The sequence below is a fragment of the Mycolicibacterium neoaurum ATCC 25795 genome, assembly GCF_000691525.1.
In the GTDB taxonomy this organism is placed as follows: domain Bacteria; phylum Actinomycetota; class Actinomycetes; order Mycobacteriales; family Mycobacteriaceae; genus Mycobacterium; species Mycobacterium neoaurum.
In genome coordinates this window covers 1-24,096 of sequence record NZ_JMDW01000008.1, presented here as the reverse complement: position 1 = coordinate 24,096, position 24,096 = coordinate 1, and the positions used below count along the sequence as shown (strand labels likewise).

Genomic DNA, 24,096 nt, shown 5'->3' with positions numbered 1-24,096 from the left:
TCGGCCAGGGTTGATTATTAGTTAAGTATCTGAAATATTTGGAATCATGTCCGGTCGACTTTCCTGGCTTGTGGCCCTGCTCGTGATCCTGGCGTCGGGTGCTGGAATGGCACTGCTGAGCGGCGGGGATTCCGCATCGCAATCCCCGGTGTCCGTGCCGGCCGGCGCGGAATCGGCACGCGTAGATGCCCTGCGCGCCCAATTCCCCGGGGGCGATCAGGCCCCGGCGATCATCGTGTTCAGCCGGACCGACGGAGCACCACTGGGCGCGGCCGATATCGCCGCTGCCGGGCCGGGCGCACAGGTATCCAAGGACGGCAAGGCGGCGTTGTCGGTGGCCCCGCTTCCCGCCGACCTCTCCGGGTTCGCCCTCGACGATGCCGTGCAGGAGCTGCGGACCTCGACGGCGCAACGCCTGCCCGACGGCCTGCAGGCCGAGGTGACCGGCGGGCCCGCCTTCGGCGCCGATATCGCGAATTCCTTTGCCGGAGCAAACTTCACCCTGCTCGCGGTGACGGCCGCAGTGGTGGCCGTGCTGCTGATCGTCACCTACCGCTCCCCCATCCTGTGGCTGGTGCCGCTGCTGGTGATCGCCTTCGCCGATCGGGTCGGCTCGGTGGTCGGGACCGCGGTGGCCGCAGGCCTGGGCCTGAGTCCGGACGGTTCCACCGGTGGTATCACCAGCGTGCTCGTCTTCGGTGCCGGCACGAACTATGCGCTGCTACTCATCTCGCGCTATCGCGAGGAACTCGGCGCACGCGTGGATCACCGCGAGGCACTGCGAGTCGCGGTGCGGGCGGCGGCTCCGGCCATCCTGGCCAGCAATGCCACGGTCGTGTTGGCATTGCTGACGCTAGCCTTCGCGACCGCCCCGAGCAATCGCAGTCTCGGTGTGCAAGCCGCTGCAGGCCTGGTGGTCGCCGCCGTCTTCGTCCTGTTGGTGTTGCCGCCGTTCCTCGGCCTGTTCGGCCGAAAGCTGTTCTGGCCGTTCATCCCACAGGTGGGCGCCAAGTCACTCACCGACAACGGGGTCTGGCATCGGATCGCATCCTGGGTCGCGGCGCGGCCCGGTTGGGTCTCCGGCGGTGCGCTGGCAGCGCTGGCGGCGCTGTGCTTGGGCCTGGTCGGAACTCCGGTCGGGTTGACCCAGACCGAACAATTCCGCGTCCAGGCCGAGTCAGTGGCGGGGTTCGAGACGCTGTCGCAGCACTTCCCGAGTGGCCTGACCGACCCGACCTTGGTGATCGCCCCGAGTTCGGATGCCGCCGCGGTCACCCAGGCAATCGGCCAGACACCCGGGGTGGTGTCGGCTCGGCCGACCGCCGAATCCGACACCGGGCTGACCCAGTGGTCGGCGGTACTGCAAGCCGAGCCCGCCTCCGATGCCGCCTTCGATACCGTTGACGCCCTGCGCAGTTCGGTGCACGCGGTCAGTCCGGACGCCCTCGTCGGCGGTTCCGATGCCAAGGCCAGGGACGCGGCCGCCGCGGCCCGCCACGACCGCATGGTGGTGATCCCCGCGATCCTCGCGGTGGTGCTGGTGGTGCTGTTCGTGCTGCTGCGTTCACTGCTGGCACCGCTGATCCTGGTGTCGGTCACCGTGCTGAGCGCGCTGGCTGCACTGGGCCTGGGCGGGTGGGCGAGCGTGCACCTGTTCGGTTTCCCCGCGCTGGACAACGGAACTCCGCTGTTCGCGTTTCTCTTCCTGGTCGCCCTCGGGGTGGACTACACGATCTTCCTGGTGACGCGCGCCAAGGAGGAGACCCCTGAGTACGGCAACCGACAGGGCATCGTCCGCGCCGTGTCGGCGACGGGTGCGGTGATCACCAGCGCAGGAATCGTGCTGGCCGCGGTGTTCTGTGTGCTGGGCGTCCTACCGCTGATCGTGCTCACCCAGATCGGCATCATCGTCGGGTTGGGGATCGTGCTGGACACCTTCGTGGTGCGCACCGTCATCATCCCGGCACTGTTCACGCTGATCGGTCCGCGCATCTGGTGGCCCGCGCTGCGTCCGGAACGCTAGCGTGTGATCCGTGGAGTCACGAACCGTCGCGACGCGGTTGGGGCGGCTGCGGATCCAGGTGGACGGGGCCGGCGACGCAATGGTGTTCTGGCCGAGCCTGTTGATGACCGGTGATATGTGGTCGGCGCAGGCAGCGGCGTTCCGCGATCACCTCAAGGTCGTGCTGGTCGACCCGCCGGGTCACGGTGCGAGCGAAAAGCTCTCCGCACCGTTCACTTTCGAGGACTGCGCACAGTGTGTGGTGGATGTGTTGGACGCGCTGGGCGCCAACCAGGGACATTTCGTGGGGAACTCGTGGGGAGGCATGATCGGCGGCACGTTCGCCGCGTTACACCCCGAGCGGGCCGGGTTCTCGGTATTGATGAACTGCACCGCCTCGGCCGCCGGATGGCGGCAGCGCCTTGAGTACGGCGCGTTGTTGCGGGTGGCCAGAGCGCTCGGCGGCATCCGCGGACCCTTGACCCGTGAGGTACTCAAGGCCTTTCTCGGTCCGACGACCATGCGGGAGCGTCCCGAGGTGGCCGGGTATGTGCGCGCGGCGGTCCGGTCGGTGGACGTCGAATCTTGTTCGTGGGCGGTCACCAGCGTGGTGCCGGACCGTCCGGACCAACGGGAGGTGCTGGGTCGCGTGCGCACACCGGTGCTGGTGGTCGCCGGGGCGGAGGATGCGACGTTCCCGGTGGCCGAGACGCTCGCGATGGCCGCGGCGATCCCCGGGGCGTCGGGCGTGGTCCTCGACGGGGTCGCCCATCTGGCCGCATTGGAGAATCCGACGCTCGTCAACGCCCTGATCTCGGATTTTGTGCTCGGCGCGTAGCGTGTGGACATGACAGCCAGCCAAATGCTGCCACCGGTCCACATGCGGCGCAACGGTTTCGATCCGGTCCCCGAACTCGGCGAGATCCGCGACGGTGCCGGCGTCCAGTCGGTGGTCAGCGCGTTGGGTAATCCGGTCTATCTGGTCACCCGCTACGAGGACGTCAAGGCGGTGCTCGCCGATCACGAGCATTTCTCCAATTCCCGCCCGCCGGGGTTCGCCCTTCCCGGCGCGCCGCCGATGTCCGACGAGGAGCTGGCCCGCGCCCGCGCCGGGAATCTGCTCGGGCTCGATCCGCCCGAGCATCAGCGGTTGCGCCGGATGCTTACCCCGGAGTTCACCATCCGGCGGATGAAACGGCTAGAGCCCAGGATCGCCGAAATCGTCGACGATCGCCTCGACGCGATGGCGGCCGCCGGCCCTCCCGCCGATCTGATATCCCAATTCGCCTTGCCGGTACCGTCTTTGGTGATCTGCGAGCTACTCGGTGTCCCCGTCGAGGACCGGCCCGACTTCGAGCAACGCTCGGCGCGTCAGCTCGACCTGGCGTTGCCGATAGCCGAGCGGATGGAACTGCAGCGCCAAAGCCGCGAGTACATGCACAGCCTGGTGAGCCGGGCGCGTCGCACGCCGGGTGAGGACATCCTCGGGATGCTGATCCGCGAGCACGGCGCGGAACTCACCGACGACGAATTGGTGGGCATCGCAGGGCTTTTGCTGCTGGCCGGGCACGAGACGACGTCGAACATGTTGGGCTTGGGCACATTGGCGCTGCTGCGCGCGCCGGAGCAGTTGGCCATAATGCGTGACGACCCGGATGCGATCGGCCCGGCGATCGAAGAGTTGCTGCGCTGGCTTTCGGTGGTACACCATGCGATTCCGCGGTTCACCACCGCCGAGGTGGAGGTCGCGGGGGTGACGATACCGGCGGGCATGCTGGTGTTCGCCTCGCTGCCCGCCGGCAATCGTGATCCCGCCTTCGTCGATTCCCCCGACGATATGGATATCCGTCGCGGCGCCGCGGGGCATCTGGCCTTCGGACACGGGATCCACCACTGCCTGGGCGCCCCGCTGGCGCGGATGGAGATGCGCATCGCCTTCCCCGCGCTGTTCCGCCGCTTCCCCGGGCTGGCCGTGGCCGAGTCTGCCGACGATATCGACTACCGGTCGTTCCACTTCATCTACGGCCTGCGGTCGCTATCGGTGCGGTGGTGACAACGATGCGTATCGAAGCTGACCGGGAGTGCTGCATAGGGGCCGGCAATTGCGTGATGACCGCCGATGCCCTGTTCGATCAGGACGACGACGGCATCGTCGTGGTGCTCGCCGCCGATGTTCCCGCCGACGAGGAAACGCGCGCCCGTCGTGCCGCGCAGTTGTGCCCGGCGGGCGCGATCACGGTGGTCGAGTAGAGCGTCAAGATTTTCTTGACAGGTGGGCATTTGTCAATTACTCATTGACAACATGTCGGATTCGCCGTTCGCCGCCGCCCAAGTACTGCACAGCAGACTCGGCCAACTGGTCGCTGCGCCGATTCTCAGCGCCGACCAAGACCCACTCGCGACGGTAAGTGTCGCGCGCGAGGTCAAGGAGGACGCCGAGAGCCTGCTGGCTGCTGCCGTGCATCAGGCGCGCGCGGCCGGCCACACCTGGCAGCAGATCGGCGAAGTACTCGGTATCACCCGTCAGGCCGCGTTCCAGCGGTTCGGTAAGCCGATCGATCCGCGCACAGGAGAAGCCATGACCACGACGCCACTTCCACAGGCCGCGGAGCTGGCACTGGCCATCATCGATGATCTCGCGAACGCCCGGTGGGCCGATGTCAGCGCACGCTTCGACGAGACCATGCGCGATCGGCTCACCGACGCCGGGCTCGCCGAAGCATGGGTGCACATCGTCGGGTTGGCCGGGGCCTACGAGGGCCACGGCGATGTCGACATGATGCGCGCCGGCGACTTCACCACGACGAACACGCCTCTCCAGTTCGAAGCCGGTGATTACATTGCGCGCATCACCTTCCGCGACGACCAGACGGTCGCCGGGCTGTTTCTGCTGACGCCGGACGTCGCGGCGGTCTGACACCGCGCCGGTTCCGTGTCACGCAGGCTTCACCCAACCGAGCTGTTGCTCACAGGACGCGGCAAACTCAAGCAGGGCCCAGTCGTGCCACGGCTTACCTGTGACCATGATTCCGACGGGAAGACCGTGACTCGTTCCCAGCGGCAAGGAGATGGACGGTAGTCCGGCGATGTTGGCGCCAACGGTGTTCGCCAGCGGTGCCCACGCTCGGTCTGCCAGGCCTGCCACTGAAGTCGGTCCGCCCGAAACTGCCACCGGCAGCGAGGGCACCGTGGGCTCGATCAGGAAATCGGCCTCCTCGAGTGCGGCGCGATAGCTCGTCCGCAGACGCTCAGCCGCCATCACCGCGCGACTGTAGGCACGGTTCGGACTGGAACCTTGCAAGGTCCCGGCTGCCAACAGCGTCGCCTTGATCTGGGGGCTCAGCTCATCGTGACGATCGCGGATGCCCTTGCGCAGGGCCTCGGTGTACTCGACCCACTGGTATTCGGATCCCCCGTAAGCCGGGTGGACGCCCTCGATGGTGTGCCGCATACCTTCGACAAAGAGCCCGGTGCCCACCGGACCGAGTTCTGCCGGATCGAGTTCGGTTGTCCCGATTTTGGCTCCCGCGGAGCGCAGCCGCTCGACGACGTCATCGAAGGCAGCGCGGACGGGCGCATCTGCCGCGTTGCGGGTCACGGTGACGATCCGTAGCCGGGTGTTGCCGAGGTCGACAGATGAACGGTCGGTCAGCGCCGACGGCACTGAGCGGGGACACCGATGCTGGCGCAGGTCCTGTCCGTCGGGTCCCGCTACGACTGTCAGCGCCCGGGTCAAGGGCTCGACCGACCGGGACAACAGCCCGACGTGGTCCAATGTCGGCTCCATCGGAGCGACACCCGTGTACGGGATCAGGCCGTGTGTCGGTTTGAACCCGAGAGTTCCGCACCAGGAGGCGGGGACCCTGACGGATCCTCCTTGATCCGTACCTACGGCCAGATCATCGTCCTCGTAGAGCAGACTGGCGGCGGCCCCTCCCGAGGAACCGCCTGCCAACAATGACCGGTCGTGGGGGTTGAGGGTCGGACCGTAGACGCTGGTGTCGCCTGAGCCTGCGAAGGCAAGGTCGTCCATGTTGGTGACGGCGGTGATTGTCGCGCCCCCGTCGAGCAATCTGCGTACGACTGTTGCATCGCCGGTAGGCGTGAAATCCCGCAATACCGCTGAGCCACAGGTCAACGGTATGCCCGCCATCGCGATGGAGTCCTTCACGCTCACGCGCATATCGCTCAATGGCCCTGGAGCCGTCCCGACCACGTGCGTTCGGCGCACCAACGCATTACAGGGATCTTCGTGATGACGCGCAGGACCGAGATCCTTTCGGTGCGTCGTGGCCGCGGACGGAAGCGGCGCGACGTCGGCCAGGGAATCCAGCATGGATGCGATGGCATCCGCGAACGTCGTCAACTCCAAGTGCTCGTCGGCCATAACCGAGGGTCTCACTTCACCAGCCCGGGAAGCAGGTTTGGCCCCCAGCCGCTCCGCATGTCGGTCACGTGTTGGAAGGTGGCCGACACCTTTCGGAATCGCCATCCGTCGTCGGTTTTGACGAGGTCGTCGTGGTAGATCGCTGTCGCGAGCACCGGTTCGGGCTCGAGTGAGGAGATCCGCGTACACAGTTGAAGCAGCTGCCAGGTTCCCGTAGCGACGGTCGCACTCTCGTCGAGATCGACCTCCAGGCAGGTCATATAGTGGATTGCCCAGGAGTATTCGGTATCACCGATCCTGTTGATGAAATCGCGGATCTCCCGGTGTCCGCGGACGAGACCAAACGTGTTCGATTCCCAAATACCCTCTGGTGTGAACAGATTGGCGAAGGCCTCACCGTCGTAACCGGTATCGCAGATGTAGGCGTAGCGGTGTTTGAGACGACGGATGTCTTCACGGGCCTCCAGTAGGTCCAGGCGTTGACGCACGGCGGCCATGGGGTCGGTCATTGTTGCGCCTTTCCCGAGAATCGACCGGTTGTGAATGCCACTGCCGCCAACAGGATGGCGCCCTTGAGCAAGGGTTCGATATAGAACGGCAAGCCGAACTGCTGCAAACCGGCGACCATCACCGCCAGCAGCAGAACGGCCACCACGGTGCCGACGACGTTGTAGCGTCCGATATGGAAGACGGTTGCTCCCAGGAAAACCGCTGCGAACGCCGGCAACAGGAAGCTGGCGCCCACTTGCGGATTGCCCGAGCCCAGTATCGCCGCCTGAATGACACCGGCCGTTCCGGCGATGGTGCCGGATGCCACGAAGGACGCGGTCGTCAGTCCCGCTGTGGGTAGGCCGACCAGCCGCGCCGCGTCAGGATTGTCACCGATGGCGTACAGATAGCGACCGACCGGGGTTCGCTCCAGTGTCCACCACGCGATCATGCACACGACGAGCGTGTAGACGACCGGCAAGGGAATGCCGAGCACGCGTTCACCCAATGCCCTGAATGAGGCAGGTACGTTCTCCGCAAAGATCGAACCATTGGTCCACCACAATGCCGCGCCCAACGCGCAACTGCCGGTGGCCAACGTGGCGACCAGCGAGTTGATCTTCAGCCACGCCACGCAAAAGCCGTTGATCAAGCCGATACCCGCGCCGATGACAGGCCCCGCGAGACACGCCACCCAGACCGGAGCCGAGAAGAACTGGAACAGCCCGATGGATGCGATCATCGCCAGTGTCAGGATGCTGGCCACCGAGAGATCGAAATGTCCGGCTACCACCGGAATCAGCAGGGCGATGGCGAGCATCATCCCGACTGACTCATTGCCGAGAATCGCGCTGGCGTTGGCGGTCGTCGGGAACGTGTAGGGCAACAACGTGCTGAACAGGATGATGAGCCCGACCAGAACGTAAAACCCCAGCCACCGTGGTGCCAGTGCGGCATGCATTCGTCGCGACGCTGCCTTGGGGGGTTCGTCGGGGAGCCGACGACGTTGTGGGGGTGCATCGGTGGGGTTGGGATCAAGGGACATCGGAGTTGGTTCCAATCTTTCAGGCGGTACCGGCGAGGTGCAGGATGGTTTCTTCGTCGACCCGTTCTCCGACGATCTGGGACTTCACCAGGCCTTGGCGCAGGATCAGGATTCGGTCACTGAGCTCGGCGAGTTCCGCGAAATCCGACGACACGACGATCACACTCATGCCGGTGTCGGACAACGCACGAATCGCATCGTGAATCTGGTGTCTGGCGTGCACATCGACGCCTTGAGTGGGTTCGTCGAGCAGCAGCACCTTCGGTGCGGTGCGAGACCAGCGAGCGATGATCGCCTTCTGTTGATTGCCACCGCTGAACAAGGAGAAGCGCTTGTCCGGGTCTGCGGGCCGCACGTCATAGTCGGCCAACAAGCGCACTGCAGCGTCGCGTTCGGCGCGCCGATCGATACGAAAAGGTGAGGCCACTGTCGGCAGCGATGCCATCATCAGGTTGTCCGCCATCGACATCCCGTTGAATGCCGCGTGCGCACGACGGTCCTCGGGAACCAACGCGATACCCCGCTCGACAGCGGCCCGCGGTCGCCCGGCCACGACCGCGGCACCCTCCAATTCGACGGTGCCGGTGCTGCGTTCCTGAACCCCGGCGATCAGCCGCAATGTGGTGCTGCGGCCCGAACCGAGCAGCCCCGCCAGGCCCAGAATCTCGCCCCGATGGAGTTGTATGTCGATACCGCCGACACGGCCACCGGACAATCCGACACAGTCGAGCACCACCTCGGTCGATCGGGGGCCACGGACCACCGGACGCAGTTCCTGTTCGGCGCCGGCCATCATCGTGGCCAGTTGTCGGTCGTCGATTGACCGAGATTCGACGGTACCGACCTTGCACCCGTCACGCAGTACCGTGACGTACTGGGCAAGACCGACCAGTGTCGTCAGATCGTGGGTGATGTACACGACGGCAACACCCTTCGCTGCGATCGAGGTCACGACCTCTTGGACGCGAGTGGCTTCCTTCTCCGGCAGCGACGCCGTCGGCTCGTCGAGCACGAGCAACCTGAGGTCGATTCTGTCCCAGAGGTCCTGGACTGCGCGAGCGACGGCCACCATCGTCCGTTCAGTCGGCGAGAGGTCGCGCATGATCGTCCGCGGGTCGATATGGGTGACGCCGAGTTCTTCCAGGGCCCGACGAGCCGCCGAGCGTTCAGCACCGTCACGGACTCGCAGCCGCGAACTGTGTCGGAAGCGAGCACCCGCCGCGATGTTGTCTGCCACCGACCGATCGGAGAACAATCCCGGGTCTTGGTGGATGAAACGGAAACCCAACTCGTGCGCCAGCTTCGGAGTCAGTGCTGGGAACCGCCGGCCAGCCACCTCGATCGTGCCGGCATCGGGGGCGTGCACCCCGGCAAGGACTTTGACCAGCGTGGACTTACCGGATCCGTTCATACCCGCCAACGCATGCACCGTACCCGGCGCGAAGTCGACGCCGATGTGCTCGAGCGCCACCTGCGCGGCGAAGGTCTTCGTGATGCCCCGCAGGCTTACCACCGCATCCGACGAGCTCACGATTCGGCGCCCCACATCGTCCGATACCCGTCGCGGAAATCCATATCCCCGGTCCACAGCCCCGAAATCCCCTGTGCCACTTCGTGGTCTATCAGCTTGACCGAAATCGCACCGGCCGCCTCCTGCGGGTCGCCACCGGCGAAAACTCGGTTCAGTGCATCGACACTCGACCACCCCAACCAGTCCAGCGCGAAAGCGGTTGTGGCGGTCTGGCCACCGCTGTCGCGGATCAACTTGATGGCCGCTGAGGTACCGTCGGACCCCAGCACGATCTTGTCCTGCGCATTCACCGATCGCAGACCTTGGAGAAGAGTCGGCACCGCGTAGTCGTAGTCGATGTAGATGGTGTTGAAATCCGGATGCCGCTGGGCCATCTGCTGCACCAGTCGAGGTACGGAGTTGGCCAGATCCGAGAACGTGAACGTCTGATCTTCCAGAATCTGGCAGGTCGAACACGTTTGTAGCTGCTCCACGAAACCGGCATGGCGGTTGTCCAACACGTCGAATCCCGTGTCGTGCAGAACCAATGCCTTCACCTGTCCTCGGGTCTCGGAAATGGCGTAGTCCGCGAGCAGCGAACCGCTCTGCCGCCAGGCCTCAGGCGTGGGATTGTCCGAGAACGCCACCATGTTCGACGCGGTGGCCGAGGACGCCACCACGGGGATACCCTGGTTTCGGGCTTCGGCGAGTGCACCCTGAACGCTGCTCGGGTTGATGGCAAAGGTGATGATGCCATCGGGCTTGAGTGCGATTGCCTGGCGTATTGCGGCGTTCTGGGTGCTGGCGGTGTCCTTTCCATCGATGATCTGGGTTCGCCAGCCGATTTCCCGAGCTGCCTCCGCCGCACCCTTCACCGGTTGCGCACATCCCTCGGATGCCTGCGAACACGGAATGAGGATCACGAACTTGCCGGATTGCACAGGCGGACTGCTGACTGGGACGCCCCCGGCGACGGAGGCCTTTGCCGCGTCCACCCGGGCCCGAGCCTCCGCGGCCAAAGCCGCCGCGGCCTGCTCATTTCCCGCCTGGGTGGGCGGCGGTGACTGACACCCACCCACCAGCAGTGCGCACAAGATGCCCGCGGTGACAGTCCTCAACATGTGCGTGACGTTCATCCGATCTCCTCAGTTCTTGCAGCGGTCCCGGCAAGTGCGTGTCTTTCCTGCGCCCAGTCGGCGGAATGGGGGCTCATCAACCCGAATCTGATGTGCAGGTGTTCATATCGCCATCCGGCGTCGGTCTTGACGAAGGTGTTGTCATAGCGTCCCGCCAGCCAGGCGGCGGTGGGTGCCGCGACTGTCGCGTCGACACAGGGCATCAGCAGGTACCACGCGCCTCGTGCGCTCAACCCGTCAGGTGAGACATCGATGTGCAAGAGGGCGTTGACGTGTAAGGCCCATGGGTAGCCGGCGGAAGCGGTGCTGAAGTGGTCGCGGATCTGATCGCGGCCCCGAAACACCCGGCCTCCGGGGTCTGATTGCCAGAGTCCTTGTTCGACGAAGAGGTCGGCGATCTCGTCGGCAGGATAGCCCGAGTCGCACAGGTGCGCGTACCGCGCGTGTAGTCGTGCGATCTCACGTTCCGCCAACAGCTCTCGGAGTGCCGCTGTGCATTTCTCGGAGTCCAATGCGTCGTCCATTTCTTCGGTGGGTATGAATGTCACTCGGTGCCGAACTTCGGGATCGAAAGTGGCTGCGGCGGCACTAGACCGGTGTTTTCGGTTGAGGGGCGCTAGCGGATTCGATCCGTCCTGTCCGCAGCGATACGCCGAGCGTCTCCGGGACCAGCACAGCTGCGACGAGGCTCACCAATGCCCCGCCGGTCAGATAGATGGCGGGTGCATACGTGGTGTCGGTGGCCGCGATGAGTGCGGTGGCGATCAACGGGCCAGCGCCACCGAAGAGCACGACGCCGAGGTTGTATCCCAGGGCCAGACCGCTGTATCTGCGCGATGTGGGGAACAGCTCGGAGAACAGCGCCGGCTGCGGAGCCAGCATCATCGCATCTCCGATGAGTATCAGGATCATGCCGGCGATCACCGCCACGAAGGAGCGCTGGTGGATCAGTAGGAAACCGAGCGGAGCGGTGACGGCGACCAGCACCGCACCCCACAGAACGAAAGGTTTGCGACCGACGCGATCGCAGAGCCGAGCAAACAGCACGACGAGTACGGCGAGGGCCAGCATCGCGATGAGACAAGCTCCGCTTGCCGCTGTCGCATCCATGCCGATCTCACCGGACAGAAAGGTGGGACCGAACACCAGCAACACATAGGTGCACATCGTGGGTGAGCACACCAGGCCGCACACCAACAGGATCGAACGCCAGTTCTCGGTGACGGCTCGCCGCAACGGGGATTTCTCGCGCCGCGCACTCTGGCTCATCTCTCCGAACTCGGCGGACTCTTCGAGTCGTAGCCGCATGTAGAGACCTATCAGGCCCAGCGGTAATGCGGCAAGGAATGGGATTCGCCAGCCCCAGGATAGGAGCTGTTCACCGTCGAGCATTGCGGACAGGATCAGGGATGTGAGTGCGGCGGTGAACATGCCGAGGGTGATGGTGATCGTCTGCCAACTCCCGTAGAACGCGCGACGGTGCGCAGGTGCCGACTCCACGACGTAGGCGGCGGCACCCATCCACTCGCCGCCGGCCGAGAGGCCCTGCAGGCACCGCAGCAGCAGGATCAGCGCCGGTGCCGCGATCCCGATACTGGCGTACGGAGGTACCGCTGCCATGAGCGCCGTCGCCAGCGAGATTGTCAGGATGATCGCCGAGAGCGTGACCTTGCGGCCGTACCTGTCGCCGATGTACCCGAAGAGGATTCCCCCCAGCGGGCGAACGACAAAGCTGATACCGAAGACCAGGAAGGTCAGCATCATGGCCACCGCGGGATCCTCGTCGACGAAGAACAGCACCGAGAAGATGCCTGCGAAGTAGCCGTAGAGGACGAACTCGTACCATTCCAGGAAATTGCCGATGCAGGCCGCGATGATCGCCTTGCGCCGTCCGGGCGTGAGGCCTGGCTGCACAGCGTCCACCGCGTGGGTGCCGGTATCGGATCTGCGCCTGCTCACCATCGCGGTGAACCCATGACAGGGATGTCGGACGGGGCCAGTTCAGCCACATAGGTGCCATAGTCGATATCGAGCTGCGCCACCCCCCACACGGCGATCGGTGCAGCACACTGTGTGAGTAGATACAAAGGGTCACTCGATGATTCGAGCCACTCGACGGTGGCATCTCCGGTGCGGAGCGGACCAGCTGCCTCGAGCCGGAAGGGAATCTGGACCAGCCGGCTGATGTCGTAGTGCGGTCCTTCGGCGCTGGGTATCAACTTTGCGGTGTACTGCGTGTCGAACCACGCGGGGACGATGCGATCGGCACCGGTTCGTCCTGCACTCGCCGATCCGCGGAGTAGCTGTTGCCCGTGCGCATCGACAAACGCGAACTCGGCTCCGGTCGGCGTGTCCACGAGGGTGACGCTGCGGACCTGCTTCTTGGGAAGGCCGAACATCTCACGCCCGAGAATCCCGTGGTTGATTCCTTCCACGAACGTCTCGACGGCGTAGGCACCCTCGACCACTCCGCGGCGACAGCGCAGATTGATCCCACCCTGCATGTAGTCGGGGCGACATTCCACGGCACCACCAGCCCCGGTGAAACGCGCACCGCGGAACTCGGCGATCCAGATGATGACCTCGGGCGCGGCTCCGGCGACCAACGGACGCGGGAGCACCGCGTCGACGACCGCCGCGCTCGTGCGGTACACGACCGAGATCCAGCGGACCGAAACAGTTTCCACGCCGGGGACGAAAAGCGGCGCGAAGGCCGGCATCGCACTCGCGGTCATGGAATCAGCGTTTGAGCGGTGTGGCGACGGGATGGACGACACAGGGTCCTTCTTCCTCGGTGTTCGACACAGGTCAAGTTCAGACGCCGACGGTTTCACCCTTGTGCAGGGGATCCGTGCGTCGGCCGTTTCAAGATGAATCAACATCGCGGCGAACACCAGCAGATGGAAGTCGATGTCAACTATCTGAAAAATTTGTTATGACCTGGTTCACACCGAGGTATCGATACCGGAAACACCCAGTTCAACCGGTTGCGTGTAGCAATCTTTCAAATAGTCGAAACTTCTGCTCATATGCTGGATCAATCTGGCGTGCGCTCCCCAAGATGCAAGGGATGTCGCGCGGTGCGACCACGGAGAAGATCGGCAATGACGGATTTCGTGAAATCTACTAACGAGCAAGCAATCTCGGACTCGATCCGCGAATCGACGGACGCCATGCTCGACTTCCTGTCGAGAACAGTGCAAAGGCCGAGTGTGACCGGCCACGAAGACACCGTTGCCGAGCTCTACGCGGCATTCTTCGCATCCCGCGGGTGGTCGGTCGAGAAGCACCCGCTCGCCGAGTCCCGGGTCGTCCGCGGCGAACGCAGTAGCAGCGAGGCCAGGACGCAGGAACGCGCCAACGTCGTGGGCTACTACCAACGATGCCGCGCGGACATACCCACCGTTGTCATCAACGGGCACATCGACGTGGTGCCCGTCCTCGACGGCGATCAATGGTCGCGTGACCCGTTCTCCGGAGCACGCGTGGAAGGTTGCGTGCACGGTCGCGGGTCGGTGGACACCAAGGGCGGGATCGCCGCAGCGCTGTGGGCGTTGGATGCACTGGATCGGGCTGGCGTGCAGTTGCCGTTCAATGTGGCCGTCGAGCTCGTGGTGGGTGAAGAGACCACGGGCGTGGGAACATCCGCGGCGTTGGAGCGTATGCCCGAACGACTCGGCACCATCGTCTTGGAGCCCACGGCAGGCGCTGTGGTCACCGTGGCCTCCGGACTGCTGTTCTTCACGGTGGAAGTGACCGGCCGGGCCGCACACACCTCCGTTCCCTGGCATGGCATCGACGTGGGACCCAAGCTGATCGACATCTACCGTGCACTGCAGGATCTGGGTGCAGAGCGAGCCGCTCGGCTCACCGATCCGCGCATGCCGTTCCCGAGCGCTGTCCCACTCGCCATCGGCACTGTGGACATCGGTGGGTGGCGGGCCGCCGTGCCCGCCAGGGGCAGCCTGTCGGGCCGCATCGGAGTGATGCCCGGTGAAGATGTCAGCGATGTCCGAGCCGCACTCACCGACTGTGTCCAGGGTGTGGTGGCCCGTGACGAATGGCTACGAAACAACCCACCGGTTATCAGATGGGACAACGAGGGCTTGCGGAGTTGGGAGACTCCCGAGTCCGACCCTGTGGTCCGCGCGTTGGACGAGGGTCGACGGCGCACCGGACTCGCTCCCAAGATAGAAGGCATGACGGCTGGTTGCGATGCCGGGATCCTCACGGCTGCAGGAGTTTCCACTGCCGTGTTCGGCCCAGGAGAGATGCGCTACGCCCACAGCCCCGACGAGAGGATCGCAGAGCGCGACGTCGTCGACGCCGCGCTCATCCTCGCCAACGCATTGGCGGCGTGGGCCGAACATCATCTGCGCGGGACGATCTCATGACCGTCAGCAAGCCCGGTGGCACCGAAGACCCATCCGCCGAACCGGTCTCAGGCGAAGCGACGGTCCTCCAGACCCTTGCCCGGGGACTCGGAGTACTCGAAGCGGTGGCAGAAGGTAACGGCACCGCGACACCGAAAACACTGGCACGTCAGCTAGGCATCAAACAGAGCACCTGTTACCACCTGTTGCGGACGCTGCGCGCGGATGGCTACGTGGTGAGGCTGCCCGGCGGGAACTTCGATATCGGTCCACGCGGGTCGACACTGGGCAAGCACCTCTCGGCGCGCACCGGGCCGGCACCCGAAATCTCGGCAATACTCACCCGACTGCACAACAAGACGCGGGAAACCTCGTATGTCTGCGGCTGGTATCACGGCACGATCCTGATGCAACAGGTCCTTCACGGCCTGCATTCCCTCACCGTCAAGAACCTCGATGTCGGCTACGTCGGCAACATGCATGCCCGCGCATCCTGTCTGGCCGTGCTGGCGCACCTTCCGGCGAGCCAGGTCGCCACGATGTTCGACGGAACGCCGCTGACGAAGCTGACCGCCAACACGATCTCGGATTTCAACGAGCTGACCAACGAACTCGAAACCATCAGGCGCCGCGGCTACGCACTGGATATCGAGGCATTCGCCGAGGACGTCTGCTGTGTGTCCGCCCCGTTCTTCGACCCGTCGGGTACACCTGCCGGTTCGTTCAGCGTCTCGGTACCGGTGTCCCGCTTCCAGCAGACCCGTACGGCCCTGTCCACCGAAGTGCGTGAGGCAGGCGCCTTGGCCACCAATCTGCTGAAGACCGGTCGGCTGGTGATAACCGCAGCACCGAATTCACCCGAGTCCCGCTCGTTGTAGTCATCGCTCGAACCCGCTGTTCCACAACCATATTCCGAGGAAACATGACCACACACCCACCCCCGTCTGAATCGGTCGACTCCGGCACCCTGCTCACATACCTGAGCTCCATGGTCCGCATCCGAGAGTTCGAGACAGAAGTCGCCCGGCTACGAGGCGACGGGACGATTGTCGGGTCGGTGCACCTCTGCAGTGGCCAGGAAGCGATCTACACCGGCGCCACCGCCGCGCTCGACCCGCAACGAGACCTGGTGTTCCCCACGTACCGCGGGCACGGGTGGGCGCTGGCCTGCGGCGCTTCGCTGGACGGGATGTTCGCCGAACTCATGGGCCGCGAGTCGGGCGTGAACGGTGGCCGAGGGGGATCGGCGTACCTCTCGGTTCCCGAAGTAGGGATGATGGGTGAGAACTCCATCGTGGGAGCCGGTGCGCCCATCGCCGCCGGTGCCGCTCTGGCCGCCCGCTTCGACGGCTCCGGTCGAGTATGCGTCGCCGCTTTCGGCGATGGTGCGGTCAATCAGGGCTCGGTCCATGAAGCCTTCAACTTCGCGGCTGTGATGGCCATTCCGGTGATCTTTGTCGTGGAGAACAACCATTGGTCCGAACTGACCCCGATCACCGCGACCACCACCTCGGACCGACTCTTCAAACGCGCGGCAGCCTACGGCATGCCGGGTGTGCGCGTGGACGGCAACGACCCCGCGGCGGTCCGGCACGTGATGACACACGCGGTGCGACACGCACGCGAAGGTCGAGGTCCGACCCTTGTCGAAGCCATGACCGACCGGATCGTCGGCCACTACATCGGAGATGCGCAGCAATACCGCGCCGACGGTGAGCTCGATCGGATCACATCGGCCGAACCGATCACCCGTCTGATCACGAAGCTGACCGAAAAGGGAGTCGACCAGGCGCGCATCGACTCGACCGTGGCTCGCGCCACGGCCGACGTCCTGGCCGCGAGCAAACGGGCGCAGGCAATGCCGCTTGCCGACCCTGCGACCGCATTGGAGCATCTCTATGCCTGACCCAACCAGCAAGCACAAAGACCTCACCTACGCCGAAACCGTCAACCGTGCCCTGCGTCGAGCACTGGCCGAAGATCCCAGCACACTTCTGTTCGGTGAGGACGTCGCCCTGCCCGGTGGGGTGTTCGGTGTGACCAAGGGACTCCAGAAATCGTTCGGGGACAGGGTGTTCGACACCCCCATCTCCGAATCGGCGATCCTGGGTGGTGCGGTTGGTGCCGCCCTGGTGGGCAGACGACCCATCGTCGAAATCATGTGGGCGGATTTCGCGCTGGTCGCCTTCGACCAGATCGTCAACCAAGCCGCCAACGTCCGGTATCTCAACCGTGGCAGGTTGACCGCACCGCTGACGATCCGTACGCAACAAGGAAGCGGACCTGGCGCGTGTGCCCAGCATTCGCAGAGCCTGGAGGCGCTCTTCGCCCACATACCGGGCATCGAGGTGTGTATGCCGACGACTCATCAGGATGCCTACGATCTGCTCCTGACAAGCATCCAACGCGACGATCCCACCGTCGTCATCGAGAACCGCAACCTCTACCACGGAGCGAAACAGCCCGTTGCGCTCGACGGGCCGATACTCGGGCCTGACGGCGCGGCCACGCGCCGACAGGGAAGCGACGTGACCATCGCGACGTGGGGTGCTATCCAGCACAAGGTTCTCGACGCGGCACACATCCTGGAGGTAGAGCACGGCATCTCGGCGGAGGTGCTCGACATGCGCTGGCTGCGACCCCTCGACGTGGACTCCGTTGCCTCCAGCGTCGAGCGGACCGGGGCTCTGGTCGTAGTTCACGAAGCACACCAGTTCGCCGGTCTCGGAGCCGAACTCGTCACCGCCGTCGCGGAACGGGGTCTGCTCGGGACCCGGTCGCCGGTCAGAATCGCGACGCCGGACACCCGGATTCCGGCGGCCCCCGAACTACTGAAGGCCGTCATACCCGGCGTCGACACCATCGTCGATCGGATACGTGCGATGTTCCGCTCACCGGTATCCATTCGATGACAGCCTCCATCGACAACCACGAGCTGTGCGCCTCTGCACACCTACACCAGGACACCGCTTCGGTCACCAAGTGGTTCGTTGCCGACGGTGAGCGCGTGCACCGCTTCGACGTCGTCGCCGAAATGTCCGATTCTCTCGGCACGGAGACCGATGTGGTCGCCACTACCGACGGATATCTCACCCAGGCACCACCTGAATCCACCTATGCCAGGACCGGACTGGCCGGCTGGATCACGTCACGCCCCGTATCCGATTTCCGCCAGTCGGTCAATGACGAGCAGGCAGAGGTATCCGTAATCGGCTGCGAAGTAGGCTATCTCGTGACGAGGGCGGTCCTCGGTCCCGGATCGGAGTGGGCCAGTCGAGAGCACACCCGAGTCGGAGCGCTCGTCGCCGCGGCCGCTGAGGCCGCCGGTGGGATGTGCGGTCTCGGGTGCGCGGATCGGGTGGACGTGGTGGTGTACGGCATTTCGACCGGTCGGCCCGGTGTGGTGATCGAGGATGCACGACGGCTTTCCGCATCAGGCATCGCCCGGATTCTCGACGGCGCAACGGACCCGTCGAACAGCCCGGAGATTACTGCCCACCCACTTCGGCTCGAGGTGCACCTCTGCGCTAGCCGAGCAATGTTCTACACGCCTCCGCACCCCGATGCGGTGGCCCGCCTGACCGTCGGCCCACCCACCGATGAGGTTGTCGCCGAACGAGACTGCTTCGGTAACCCGACCGTCGCAGTGCGCGCCTGCGCAAAGCTCGTGGTCGCATACCGACCATCGTCAACCACCGCCGAGAAGGTCACCACGTTCGGCGCCGAAGTCGCCGCGTATCTCAGTGGCCGCCCGCACTGAACTCCAACCACAAGGATCACTCATATGACCGTCGACAACGCCGAAGCCTCCCTGCACCAGCGGCATCGCTCCGTCATGCCGGGTTGGCTGACCACCTACTATGACGATCCACTGGAATTGGTGGAGGGTTCAGGCCGACACGTCACCGGTGGTGACGGTCGGACATACCTCGACTTCTTCGGGGGGCTGCTGGCCACAATGGTCGGCCACGATATCCCGGAGATCACCGAGGCCATCCGGCGTCAGGCCGGACGGCTACTCCATTCGAGCACGCTGTATTTGATCCGCAGCCAGATCGAACTCGCCGAGAAGATCGCCCGCCGCGCCCCGGTCGACAACCCGAGAGTGTTCTTCGTCAACTCCGGCTCCGAAGCTGTGGAAACCGCCTTCCTGCTCACCACGACGGCACGCCGCTCCAATCAGGTCATCGCCTTGCGGGGCAGCTACCACGGTCGCTCCTTCGGAACCGTCGCCGCCACCGGCATCCGAGGCTGGTCGGCCACCGCCCTCAGCCCACTCCAGGTCACCTACAGCCACTCCGGCTACAAATACCGAAGTCCGTTCGCCCATCTCGACGATGCAGCGTTCACCGCCGCCTGTCGTGACGAGCTACAAACCATGATCGACACATCGACCTCCGGTGACATCGCCTGCTACATCGCCGAACCCATCCAGGGCGCCGGTGGATTCGCCACGCCGCCAGACGATTTCTTCACCGCGATGAAGTCGGTGCTCGACCGCTACGACATCCCCTTCGTCTCCGACGAAGTACAGTCAGGCTGGGGCCGCACCGGGCGGTCCTACTTCGGTATCGAGCACTACGGGATACGTCCGCAGGCAATCACCTTCGCGAAAGGGCTGGCCAACGGCATCAGCATCGGCGGAGTGGTGGCCGAGGCCGACCTGATGAACTGTCTCACAGCGAATTCCATTTCCACCGCGGGCGGCAACCCCATCGCGATGTCGGCTGCCAATGCCGTACTGGACTACATCGAGTCGCACGACCTCCAGGACAATGCCGACCGGGTCGGAGCGATCCTGCGTGCCGGGCTCGAGGAGATCGCTTCGACGTGCCCACTCATCGGGGAGGTTCGCGGATCAGGTTTGATGATCGGCGTCGAGCTCGTCGAACCGAACACCCGCACACCCGCGGTCGGGCACACCAATGCCGCACTCGCCGAGGCGAGGGCCGCCGGGCTGCTGATCGGCAAGGGTGGGCTTGCCGGCAATGTTCTGCGAGTGACACCACCGATGACGGTGACCGAATCCGAGGCACAGACCGCTCTGGAGATCCTGCGAGACGTGTTGTCCAAGGTCTACGCCACCGCAGCGGTCGGCCATTGACACCTACTTGCGCGCAGGTCGACCCCACTGATCACCAAGATATTTCGACGGAGAACTAGATGTCAGAAAATCTCACCATGCAGGCATTGGTGCACGCAGGCTGTGCAGGACCCGCTGGACTGCGGTTGGCACAGGTGCCTCGTCCCGAAGCCCGGGACAACGACGTTCTCGTCAGGATCGCCGCGGCCGGCCTCAATCGACACGAGCTCTTCGTCATCGACGCACACACCGACAACGAGCCGAAGATCGTCGGCGCCGACGCCGTCGGAACGATCGTCGCCACCGGTGACACCGCGGAACAACGGATCGGCGATATCGTGCTGATCAATCCGTGTATCGGATGGACGCGTACCGAAGATGTGCCTGAAGTGCCGACCATCATCGGAGGACCGATCCCGGGCACGTTCGCCGAGTTCATCACGGTCCCCAGCGTCAACGTTCACCCCGTTCCGCCGCACCTCTCCGAAATCGAAGCGGCTGCACTCGGGCTGGCTGGATTGACCGCCTACCGAGCACTTTTCACCAAGGGCCGACTCGAGGCAGGCCAGCATGTCGTGATCACCGGCGCGACTGGCGGAGCAGGCACCCTGGCCGTCTCGATGGCCGCGGCCGCTGGGGCGCATGTCACCGTGGTGACGCGGCATTCGAGCAAAGTTGCACAGGCCATCGCGCTGGGAGCATCACACGTCGTCGTCGGAATCGACGGCTTCGATGAAAAGCTCCACACTCCAGCAGACTTGGTCATCGACAGCGTAGGCGCATCGGCCTTCCCCGCCGCCTTGAAGGCACTGCGCCCCGGAGGTCGCGTCATCTCCTTCGGAGCGACGACCGCACCCGACATCAGTCTTTCGCTGCGGGAATTGTTCTTTCGACAGGTAACACTGGAAGGCACATCCATGGGAAGTGCGCCCGAGTTCGACCAGATGCTCCGCTTCGTCACCGAGAACCAGATCAGACCGACCGTGCACACCGTGCGCCCTCTCTCCGAGGCCGCGGACGCACTGCGCGAGATGGCGTCGGGAGTCGCGTTCGGCAAGACCGTCTTCACGCTTGGCGGCATCACAACGTGGGAATCACCTGTGGCGGAGGCCCGATGACCACCGTCAATCCCGCCGCAATCGCACCCCCGATGGGCGCCTTCAGCCACGTCGCCATCCTGCCCCACACATCCACTGCCGCGTACATTTCCGGACAGATCGGCGCGGACGTGACGGGTGAGCTCGTGAGCGAAAACTGTTACGAGCAAACGCTACAAGCGTTCGCGAACATCGAAGCGATTGTTTCACACCTCGACGTGGATCCCAGTGCCATCGTCAAACTCCTCACACTCGTGGTCGGTACCGACGGATTCACCGAGTTCGCCCGAGCGCGTGACGAGGTCTTCCGACGGTGGTATCCGACTGGCCGGTACCCCGCGCATTCCGCGGCGACCGTCTCGGAGTTGGCGGCCCCTGGCCTCAAGGTCGAGATCGAAGCGGTCGTCGCGCTGCCACGATGACACCTGAAGAGTTTCGGGCCCAGTTTCCGTCCCTGACAGACTGGATATGGCTGGATACCCCAGGGGCTCCACCGGGAGCCCGCCGCGTCGTGGACAGCCTCACAAGCAGTTTGGACGATTGGCTTTCGGGATCATTCGAGTGGACCGAATGGGACTCAGCGGCCGACCACGCGCGCGGCGAGTTTGCCCGTTACACCGGAATTGCCCCGAGCCATGTCGCCTCCCAGGGGTCACTCGCCGAGGCAGCGGCGACCGCCGTCCGTTGCACACCACCCGGAAAGTCCATCCTGGTCTCGGGCGACGAGTTCCGAAGTGTGTTGTTCCCGGCCCTTGCTTACGCCGCGTCCACCGGCACGTCAGTGAGAGTGGTGAAACGCAAACCAGGACATAGCCGCAGCACCGAACTCCTAGACGCGATCGACAAGACCACCGGGCTCGTCCTCGTGAGCGAAGTATTGACTAACGACGGCGAACTCGTCGACCTCGATGCCATCTGCGCTACCGCCCATCGGCATGGCGCGCTGGTGTTCGCCAACCTCACCCAGACGCTGGGCGTACTGGTCTCAGATCTCTCGGGCCATCCCGCCGATATCATCGCCACACATGGCTACAAGTGGATGCTGTGTCCACGTGGCACGACATGGCTGGTCGCCGATCCCGATCTGAAACTCATGCGCGCCCATACGCCCAGCTGGAAGACCGCCTCTTCACCGCCGCATTACTTCGGAGGTCCGTATAGCGAATCGGCAACGATGAGTCGGTGCAATGCCTCGCCTGCCTGGTTGTCCTGGATCGGCGCTCGCGCCGCCCTGGATCTTCTCGGCCGGTTGGATGAGAAGCGTTGCCGAGAGCATGTTCTGGATCTTGCGAACGCCTATTCGGAAGTCTTGGTCGAGGCGGGGTTCCGCATCCTCAACCTCGGGCGTCCGTCACATGTTGTGGTCGCTTCCCCACCACCACGTCATCGCGTCGATGCGGCCACCCTGCGGCGCAACCGCATCCGGGCCACCACCACCGAGGGCGGTGCGCTTCGGGTGGGATTCCACTACTTCAACGTGTTCTCCGACGTCGACGCCGCGACCGCCGCGGCATGCGCCGGAATCATCCCGTGTGGGTAGGCCGAAATATGCCTTGAACTGCGGTTTCATTACTCGATTTCACTTGTCGGGGTGTTATGTCTCAGGACATCGGTGACAGTTCTGCATCAGGACATCGGTGACACTTTGAGCGTTCTTGGTGGTGACACTTCTGCCTCGAAGCTCGGGTGGTGGCTGCCAATGAACCCATCGATCCTCGAGTCCGCCTGGAGATCTCCCGGTGGCCTGACGACGCGCCGCGCGGAGCAGTCACTACGTTCTGCGCCGAGCACGGCATCTCCAGAAAGTCGTTCTACGCGTTGCGCCAGCGCGCGAAGGCCGATGGGCAGGCCGCAGTGCTCGAACCCAAATCTCGGCGGCCGAAGTCGAGCCCGTCGAAGTTAACTGAGGAGGTGAGGCAGCAGGCTATGGCCGTGCGCGCGGCCCTGGAGGCCTCCGGTATCGACCACGGCCCGATCAGTGTGTACGACAAGATGCGCGCGATGGGCTTGCCCCAGGTCCCTTCCATCGCAGTGTTGGCGCGGATCTTCCGCGAGGCCGGTGTGGCCCGTCTTGAGCCAAAGAAGAAGCCCCGCTCGGCATGGCGACGGTTCGTCTACCCGGCCCCGAATGCGTGCTGGCAACTCGATGCCACCGGATACGTGCTCACCGGGGGACGCACGTGTGTGATCTTCCAACTCATCGACGACCACTCTCGTTACGCGGTCGCCTCCCACGTGGCCTTCAGCGAGACCGCCGAGGCGGCCATCGCAGTCTTTGACAAGGGCGTGGCCGCTTGCGGCGTTCCTCAACGGCTGTTGTCAGACAACGGAATTGCGCTCAACCCAACGCGGCGTGGCTACCTCGGCCGACTCGTCAAACACCTCACACGACTAGGGGTGCAGGCGATCACCGGCAAACCTCACAAACCCACCACCCAGGGCAAGAATGAACGCTTCCATCAGACCTTGTTCCGCTACCTCGACAAGCAACCGCTGGCCAGCACGCTGGCCGAGTTGCAGGCCCAGGTCGACGCGTTTGACGTCATCTTCAACACCGAACGCCCCGACCAAGGGCTGCCCGGACGCGTCACACCCCTGACGGCGTGGGAGGCAATCCCCAAAGCTGACCCTCCGCGACCCCGACCCGAGACTCCGGTCCTTCCCGCGGTCACCACGCCGCGCCGATCTACACCCACCGACCTGCCTGCCGGCGTCACCGTCGCCACCCTGACCAGCGCCGGCGCGTACGTCCTCGGCGGAGTTCGCTATCAAGTCGACGGCGGGCTCGGTTTCGAGCAGGTCCTAGTCGTCATCGACGGTGAGAAGCTCACCGTGGCCGACCTCGATGGCGAAGTCCTCATCGAACACACCAGACCCGCACCTGGCGTGAAGTACGTCGGCAACGGACGCCCCAGAGGACCACGCCCCAAAACCGGGAAACCGTCACCGATGTCCTGATACACCAACTGTCACC

General features: G+C 64.5%; 23 protein-coding genes and 1 pseudogene. 16 read left to right on the top strand and 8 right to left on the bottom strand.

Annotated features, from left to right (window positions below):
* Nucleotides 1–46 precede the first annotated feature (46 nt).
* From IC40_RS0107510 to IC40_RS28545, 6 genes and pseudogenes are all read left to right on the top strand, one after another.
* A complete protein-coding gene (locus IC40_RS0107510; protein ID WP_030134124.1) occupies nt 47–2,023 on the top strand; it encodes an MMPL family transporter in 1,977 nt (658 codons plus the stop codon).
* A gap of 10 nt (nt 2,024–2,033) precedes the next feature.
* Nucleotides 2,034–2,840 (top strand): alpha/beta fold hydrolase, encoded by an 807-nt coding sequence (locus tag IC40_RS0107505; protein ID WP_030134123.1) that lies wholly within the window; start codon nt 2,034–2,036, stop codon nt 2,838–2,840.
* Nucleotides 2,841–2,849: 9 nt separating this feature from the next.
* Nucleotides 2,850–4,055: a cytochrome P450 gene (locus IC40_RS0107500; protein WP_030134122.1), complete on the top strand. Its 1,206-nt coding sequence runs from the start codon at nt 2,850–2,852 to the stop codon at nt 4,053–4,055.
* A gap of 5 nt (nt 4,056–4,060) precedes the next feature.
* Entirely contained in the window at nt 4,061–4,252 is a 192-nt protein-coding gene (locus IC40_RS0107495; RefSeq protein WP_030134121.1) for a ferredoxin, read from the top strand.
* A 178-nt stretch (nt 4,253–4,430) separates the two neighbouring features.
* Nucleotides 4,431–4,550: pseudogene (locus IC40_RS28550) on the top strand (DUF3887 domain-containing protein); the annotation flags it as partial.
* Between the two features lie 30 nt (nt 4,551–4,580).
* Nucleotides 4,581–4,919 carry a DUF3887 domain-containing protein gene (locus IC40_RS28545; protein WP_411431653.1) on the top strand — a complete coding sequence of 113 codons (339 nt, stop codon included), beginning with the start codon at nt 4,581–4,583 and terminating at the stop codon, nt 4,917–4,919.
* Between the two features lie 18 nt (nt 4,920–4,937).
* Here the strand turns inward: IC40_RS28545 and IC40_RS0107485 are convergent, their stop codons facing one another.
* From IC40_RS0107485 to IC40_RS0107450, 8 genes are all read right to left on the bottom strand, one after another.
* On the bottom strand, nt 4,938–6,389 hold the full coding sequence (locus IC40_RS0107485) for an amidase family protein (RefSeq protein WP_030134119.1): 1,452 nt from the start codon (nt 6,387–6,389) through the stop codon (nt 4,938–4,940).
* Nucleotides 6,390–6,400: 11 nt separating this feature from the next.
* Entirely contained in the window at nt 6,401–6,898 is a 498-nt protein-coding gene (locus IC40_RS0107480) for a nuclear transport factor 2 family protein (RefSeq protein ID WP_030134118.1), read from the bottom strand.
* Nucleotides 6,895–7,839 carry an ABC transporter permease gene (locus IC40_RS0107475; RefSeq protein ID WP_042509527.1) on the bottom strand — a complete coding sequence of 315 codons (945 nt, stop codon included), beginning with the start codon at nt 7,837–7,839 and terminating at the stop codon, nt 6,895–6,897. Before IC40_RS0107475 ends, IC40_RS0107480 begins: the two co-directional genes overlap by 4 nt.
* A 103-nt stretch (nt 7,840–7,942) precedes the next feature.
* Nucleotides 7,943–9,454 (bottom strand): sugar ABC transporter ATP-binding protein, encoded by a 1,512-nt coding sequence (locus IC40_RS27785; RefSeq protein WP_036469597.1) that lies wholly within the window; start codon nt 9,452–9,454, stop codon nt 7,943–7,945.
* On the bottom strand, nt 9,451–10,569 hold the full coding sequence (locus IC40_RS0107465) for a sugar ABC transporter substrate-binding protein (RefSeq protein ID WP_030134115.1): 1,119 nt from the start codon (nt 10,567–10,569) through the stop codon (nt 9,451–9,453). The genes IC40_RS27785 and IC40_RS0107465 overlap by 4 nt, the downstream gene beginning before the upstream one ends.
* Nucleotides 10,566–11,093, bottom strand: coding sequence for a nuclear transport factor 2 family protein (locus tag IC40_RS26825; RefSeq protein ID WP_051644289.1), 528 nt, complete (start codon nt 11,091–11,093; stop codon nt 10,566–10,568). Before IC40_RS26825 ends, IC40_RS0107465 begins: the two co-directional genes overlap by 4 nt.
* 64 nt (nt 11,094–11,157) lie before the next feature.
* The gene (locus IC40_RS0107455; RefSeq protein ID WP_234411518.1) at nt 11,158–12,528 is read right to left on the bottom strand and encodes an MFS transporter; all 1,371 of its coding nucleotides are present in this window, start codon (nt 12,526–12,528) and stop codon (nt 11,158–11,160) included.
* On the bottom strand, nt 12,525–13,304 hold the full coding sequence (locus tag IC40_RS0107450; RefSeq protein WP_030134112.1) for an acetoacetate decarboxylase family protein: 780 nt from the start codon (nt 13,302–13,304) through the stop codon (nt 12,525–12,527). Before IC40_RS0107450 ends, IC40_RS0107455 begins: the two co-directional genes overlap by 4 nt.
* A gap of 369 nt (nt 13,305–13,673) precedes the next feature.
* On the opposite strand from IC40_RS0107450, the gene IC40_RS0107445 reads away from it, so the two are divergent.
* The 10 genes from IC40_RS0107445 to IC40_RS0107400 all read left to right on the top strand — a co-directional run bounded on the left by IC40_RS0107445 (nt 13,674) and on the right by IC40_RS0107400 (nt 24,080).
* Nucleotides 13,674–14,963: a M20 family metallopeptidase gene (locus tag IC40_RS0107445; protein WP_030134111.1), complete on the top strand. Its 1,290-nt coding sequence runs from the start codon at nt 13,674–13,676 to the stop codon at nt 14,961–14,963.
* Nucleotides 14,960–15,820 carry an IclR family transcriptional regulator gene (locus IC40_RS0107440; RefSeq protein ID WP_042509525.1) on the top strand — a complete coding sequence of 287 codons (861 nt, stop codon included), beginning with the start codon at nt 14,960–14,962 and terminating at the stop codon, nt 15,818–15,820. The genes IC40_RS0107445 and IC40_RS0107440 overlap by 4 nt, the downstream gene beginning before the upstream one ends.
* Before the next feature lie 44 nt (nt 15,821–15,864).
* Nucleotides 15,865–16,848, top strand: a complete 984-nt coding sequence (locus tag IC40_RS0107435) for a thiamine pyrophosphate-dependent dehydrogenase E1 component subunit alpha (RefSeq protein ID WP_042509524.1) — start codon at nt 15,865–15,867, stop codon at nt 16,846–16,848.
* Nucleotides 16,841–17,854: an alpha-ketoacid dehydrogenase subunit beta gene (locus IC40_RS0107430; protein WP_030134108.1), complete on the top strand. Its 1,014-nt coding sequence runs from the start codon at nt 16,841–16,843 to the stop codon at nt 17,852–17,854. Before IC40_RS0107435 ends, IC40_RS0107430 begins: the two co-directional genes overlap by 8 nt.
* A complete protein-coding gene (locus IC40_RS0107425) occupies nt 17,851–18,702 on the top strand; it encodes a hypothetical protein (protein WP_030134107.1) in 852 nt (283 codons plus the stop codon). The genes IC40_RS0107430 and IC40_RS0107425 overlap by 4 nt, the downstream gene beginning before the upstream one ends.
* 24 nt (nt 18,703–18,726) lie before the next feature.
* The gene (locus IC40_RS0107420) at nt 18,727–20,046 is read left to right on the top strand and encodes an aspartate aminotransferase family protein (RefSeq protein WP_030134106.1); all 1,320 of its coding nucleotides are present in this window, start codon (nt 18,727–18,729) and stop codon (nt 20,044–20,046) included.
* Nucleotides 20,047–20,105: 59 nt separating this feature from the next.
* A complete protein-coding gene (locus tag IC40_RS0107415; RefSeq protein WP_234411516.1) occupies nt 20,106–21,143 on the top strand; it encodes a quinone oxidoreductase family protein in 1,038 nt (345 codons plus the stop codon).
* A complete protein-coding gene (locus IC40_RS0107410; RefSeq protein WP_030134104.1) occupies nt 21,140–21,544 on the top strand; it encodes a RidA family protein in 405 nt (134 codons plus the stop codon). Before IC40_RS0107415 ends, IC40_RS0107410 begins: the two co-directional genes overlap by 4 nt.
* Entirely contained in the window at nt 21,541–22,662 is a 1,122-nt protein-coding gene (locus tag IC40_RS0107405; protein WP_030134103.1) for an aminotransferase class V-fold PLP-dependent enzyme, read from the top strand. The genes IC40_RS0107410 and IC40_RS0107405 overlap by 4 nt, the downstream gene beginning before the upstream one ends.
* A 146-nt stretch (nt 22,663–22,808) precedes the next feature.
* Nucleotides 22,809–24,080 (top strand): IS481 family transposase, encoded by a 1,272-nt coding sequence (locus tag IC40_RS0107400; RefSeq protein ID WP_030134102.1) that lies wholly within the window; start codon nt 22,809–22,811, stop codon nt 24,078–24,080.
* Nucleotides 24,081–24,096: the final 16 nt, after the last annotated feature.

What these genes read in the sequence shown, in the direction of transcription:
- IC40_RS0107415 (WP_234411516.1), top strand. Translation starts at nt 20,106, where the DNA reads ATGTCAGAAAATCTCACCATGCAGGCATTGGTGCACGCAGGCTGTGCA.
- IC40_RS0107420 (WP_030134106.1), top strand. Translation starts at nt 18,727, where the DNA reads ATGACCGTCGACAACGCCGAAGCCTCCCTGCACCAGCGGCATCGCTCC.
- IC40_RS0107410 (WP_030134104.1), top strand. Translation starts at nt 21,140, where the DNA reads ATGACCACCGTCAATCCCGCCGCAATCGCACCCCCGATGGGCGCCTTC.
- IC40_RS28545 (WP_411431653.1), top strand. Translation starts at nt 4,581, where the DNA reads ATGACCACGACGCCACTTCCACAGGCCGCGGAGCTGGCACTGGCCATC.
- IC40_RS0107465 (WP_030134115.1), bottom strand. Translation starts at nt 10,569, where the DNA reads ATGAACGTCACGCACATGTTGAGGACTGTCACCGCGGGCATCTTGTGC.
- IC40_RS0107435 (WP_042509524.1), top strand. Translation starts at nt 15,865, where the DNA reads ATGACCACACACCCACCCCCGTCTGAATCGGTCGACTCCGGCACCCTG.
- IC40_RS0107475 (WP_042509527.1), bottom strand. Translation starts at nt 7,839, where the DNA reads ATGCATGCCGCACTGGCACCACGGTGGCTGGGGTTTTACGTTCTGGTC.
- IC40_RS0107425 (WP_030134107.1), top strand. Translation starts at nt 17,851, where the DNA reads ATGACAGCCTCCATCGACAACCACGAGCTGTGCGCCTCTGCACACCTA.
- IC40_RS0107430 (WP_030134108.1), top strand. Translation starts at nt 16,841, where the DNA reads ATGCCTGACCCAACCAGCAAGCACAAAGACCTCACCTACGCCGAAACC.
- IC40_RS0107495 (WP_030134121.1), top strand. Translation starts at nt 4,061, where the DNA reads ATGCGTATCGAAGCTGACCGGGAGTGCTGCATAGGGGCCGGCAATTGC.
- IC40_RS26825 (WP_051644289.1), bottom strand. Translation starts at nt 11,093, where the DNA reads ATGGACGACGCATTGGACTCCGAGAAATGCACAGCGGCACTCCGAGAG.
- IC40_RS0107405 (WP_030134103.1), top strand. Translation starts at nt 21,541, where the DNA reads ATGACACCTGAAGAGTTTCGGGCCCAGTTTCCGTCCCTGACAGACTGG.
- IC40_RS0107485 (WP_030134119.1), bottom strand. Translation starts at nt 6,389, where the DNA reads ATGGCCGACGAGCACTTGGAGTTGACGACGTTCGCGGATGCCATCGCA.
- IC40_RS0107450 (WP_030134112.1), bottom strand. Translation starts at nt 13,304, where the DNA reads ATGACCGCGAGTGCGATGCCGGCCTTCGCGCCGCTTTTCGTCCCCGGC.
- IC40_RS0107440 (WP_042509525.1), top strand. Translation starts at nt 14,960, where the DNA reads ATGACCGTCAGCAAGCCCGGTGGCACCGAAGACCCATCCGCCGAACCG.
- IC40_RS0107510 (WP_030134124.1), top strand. Translation starts at nt 47, where the DNA reads ATGTCCGGTCGACTTTCCTGGCTTGTGGCCCTGCTCGTGATCCTGGCG.
- IC40_RS0107500 (WP_030134122.1), top strand. Translation starts at nt 2,850, where the DNA reads ATGACAGCCAGCCAAATGCTGCCACCGGTCCACATGCGGCGCAACGGT.
- IC40_RS0107445 (WP_030134111.1), top strand. Translation starts at nt 13,674, where the DNA reads ATGACGGATTTCGTGAAATCTACTAACGAGCAAGCAATCTCGGACTCG.
- IC40_RS0107480 (WP_030134118.1), bottom strand. Translation starts at nt 6,898, where the DNA reads ATGACCGACCCCATGGCCGCCGTGCGTCAACGCCTGGACCTACTGGAG.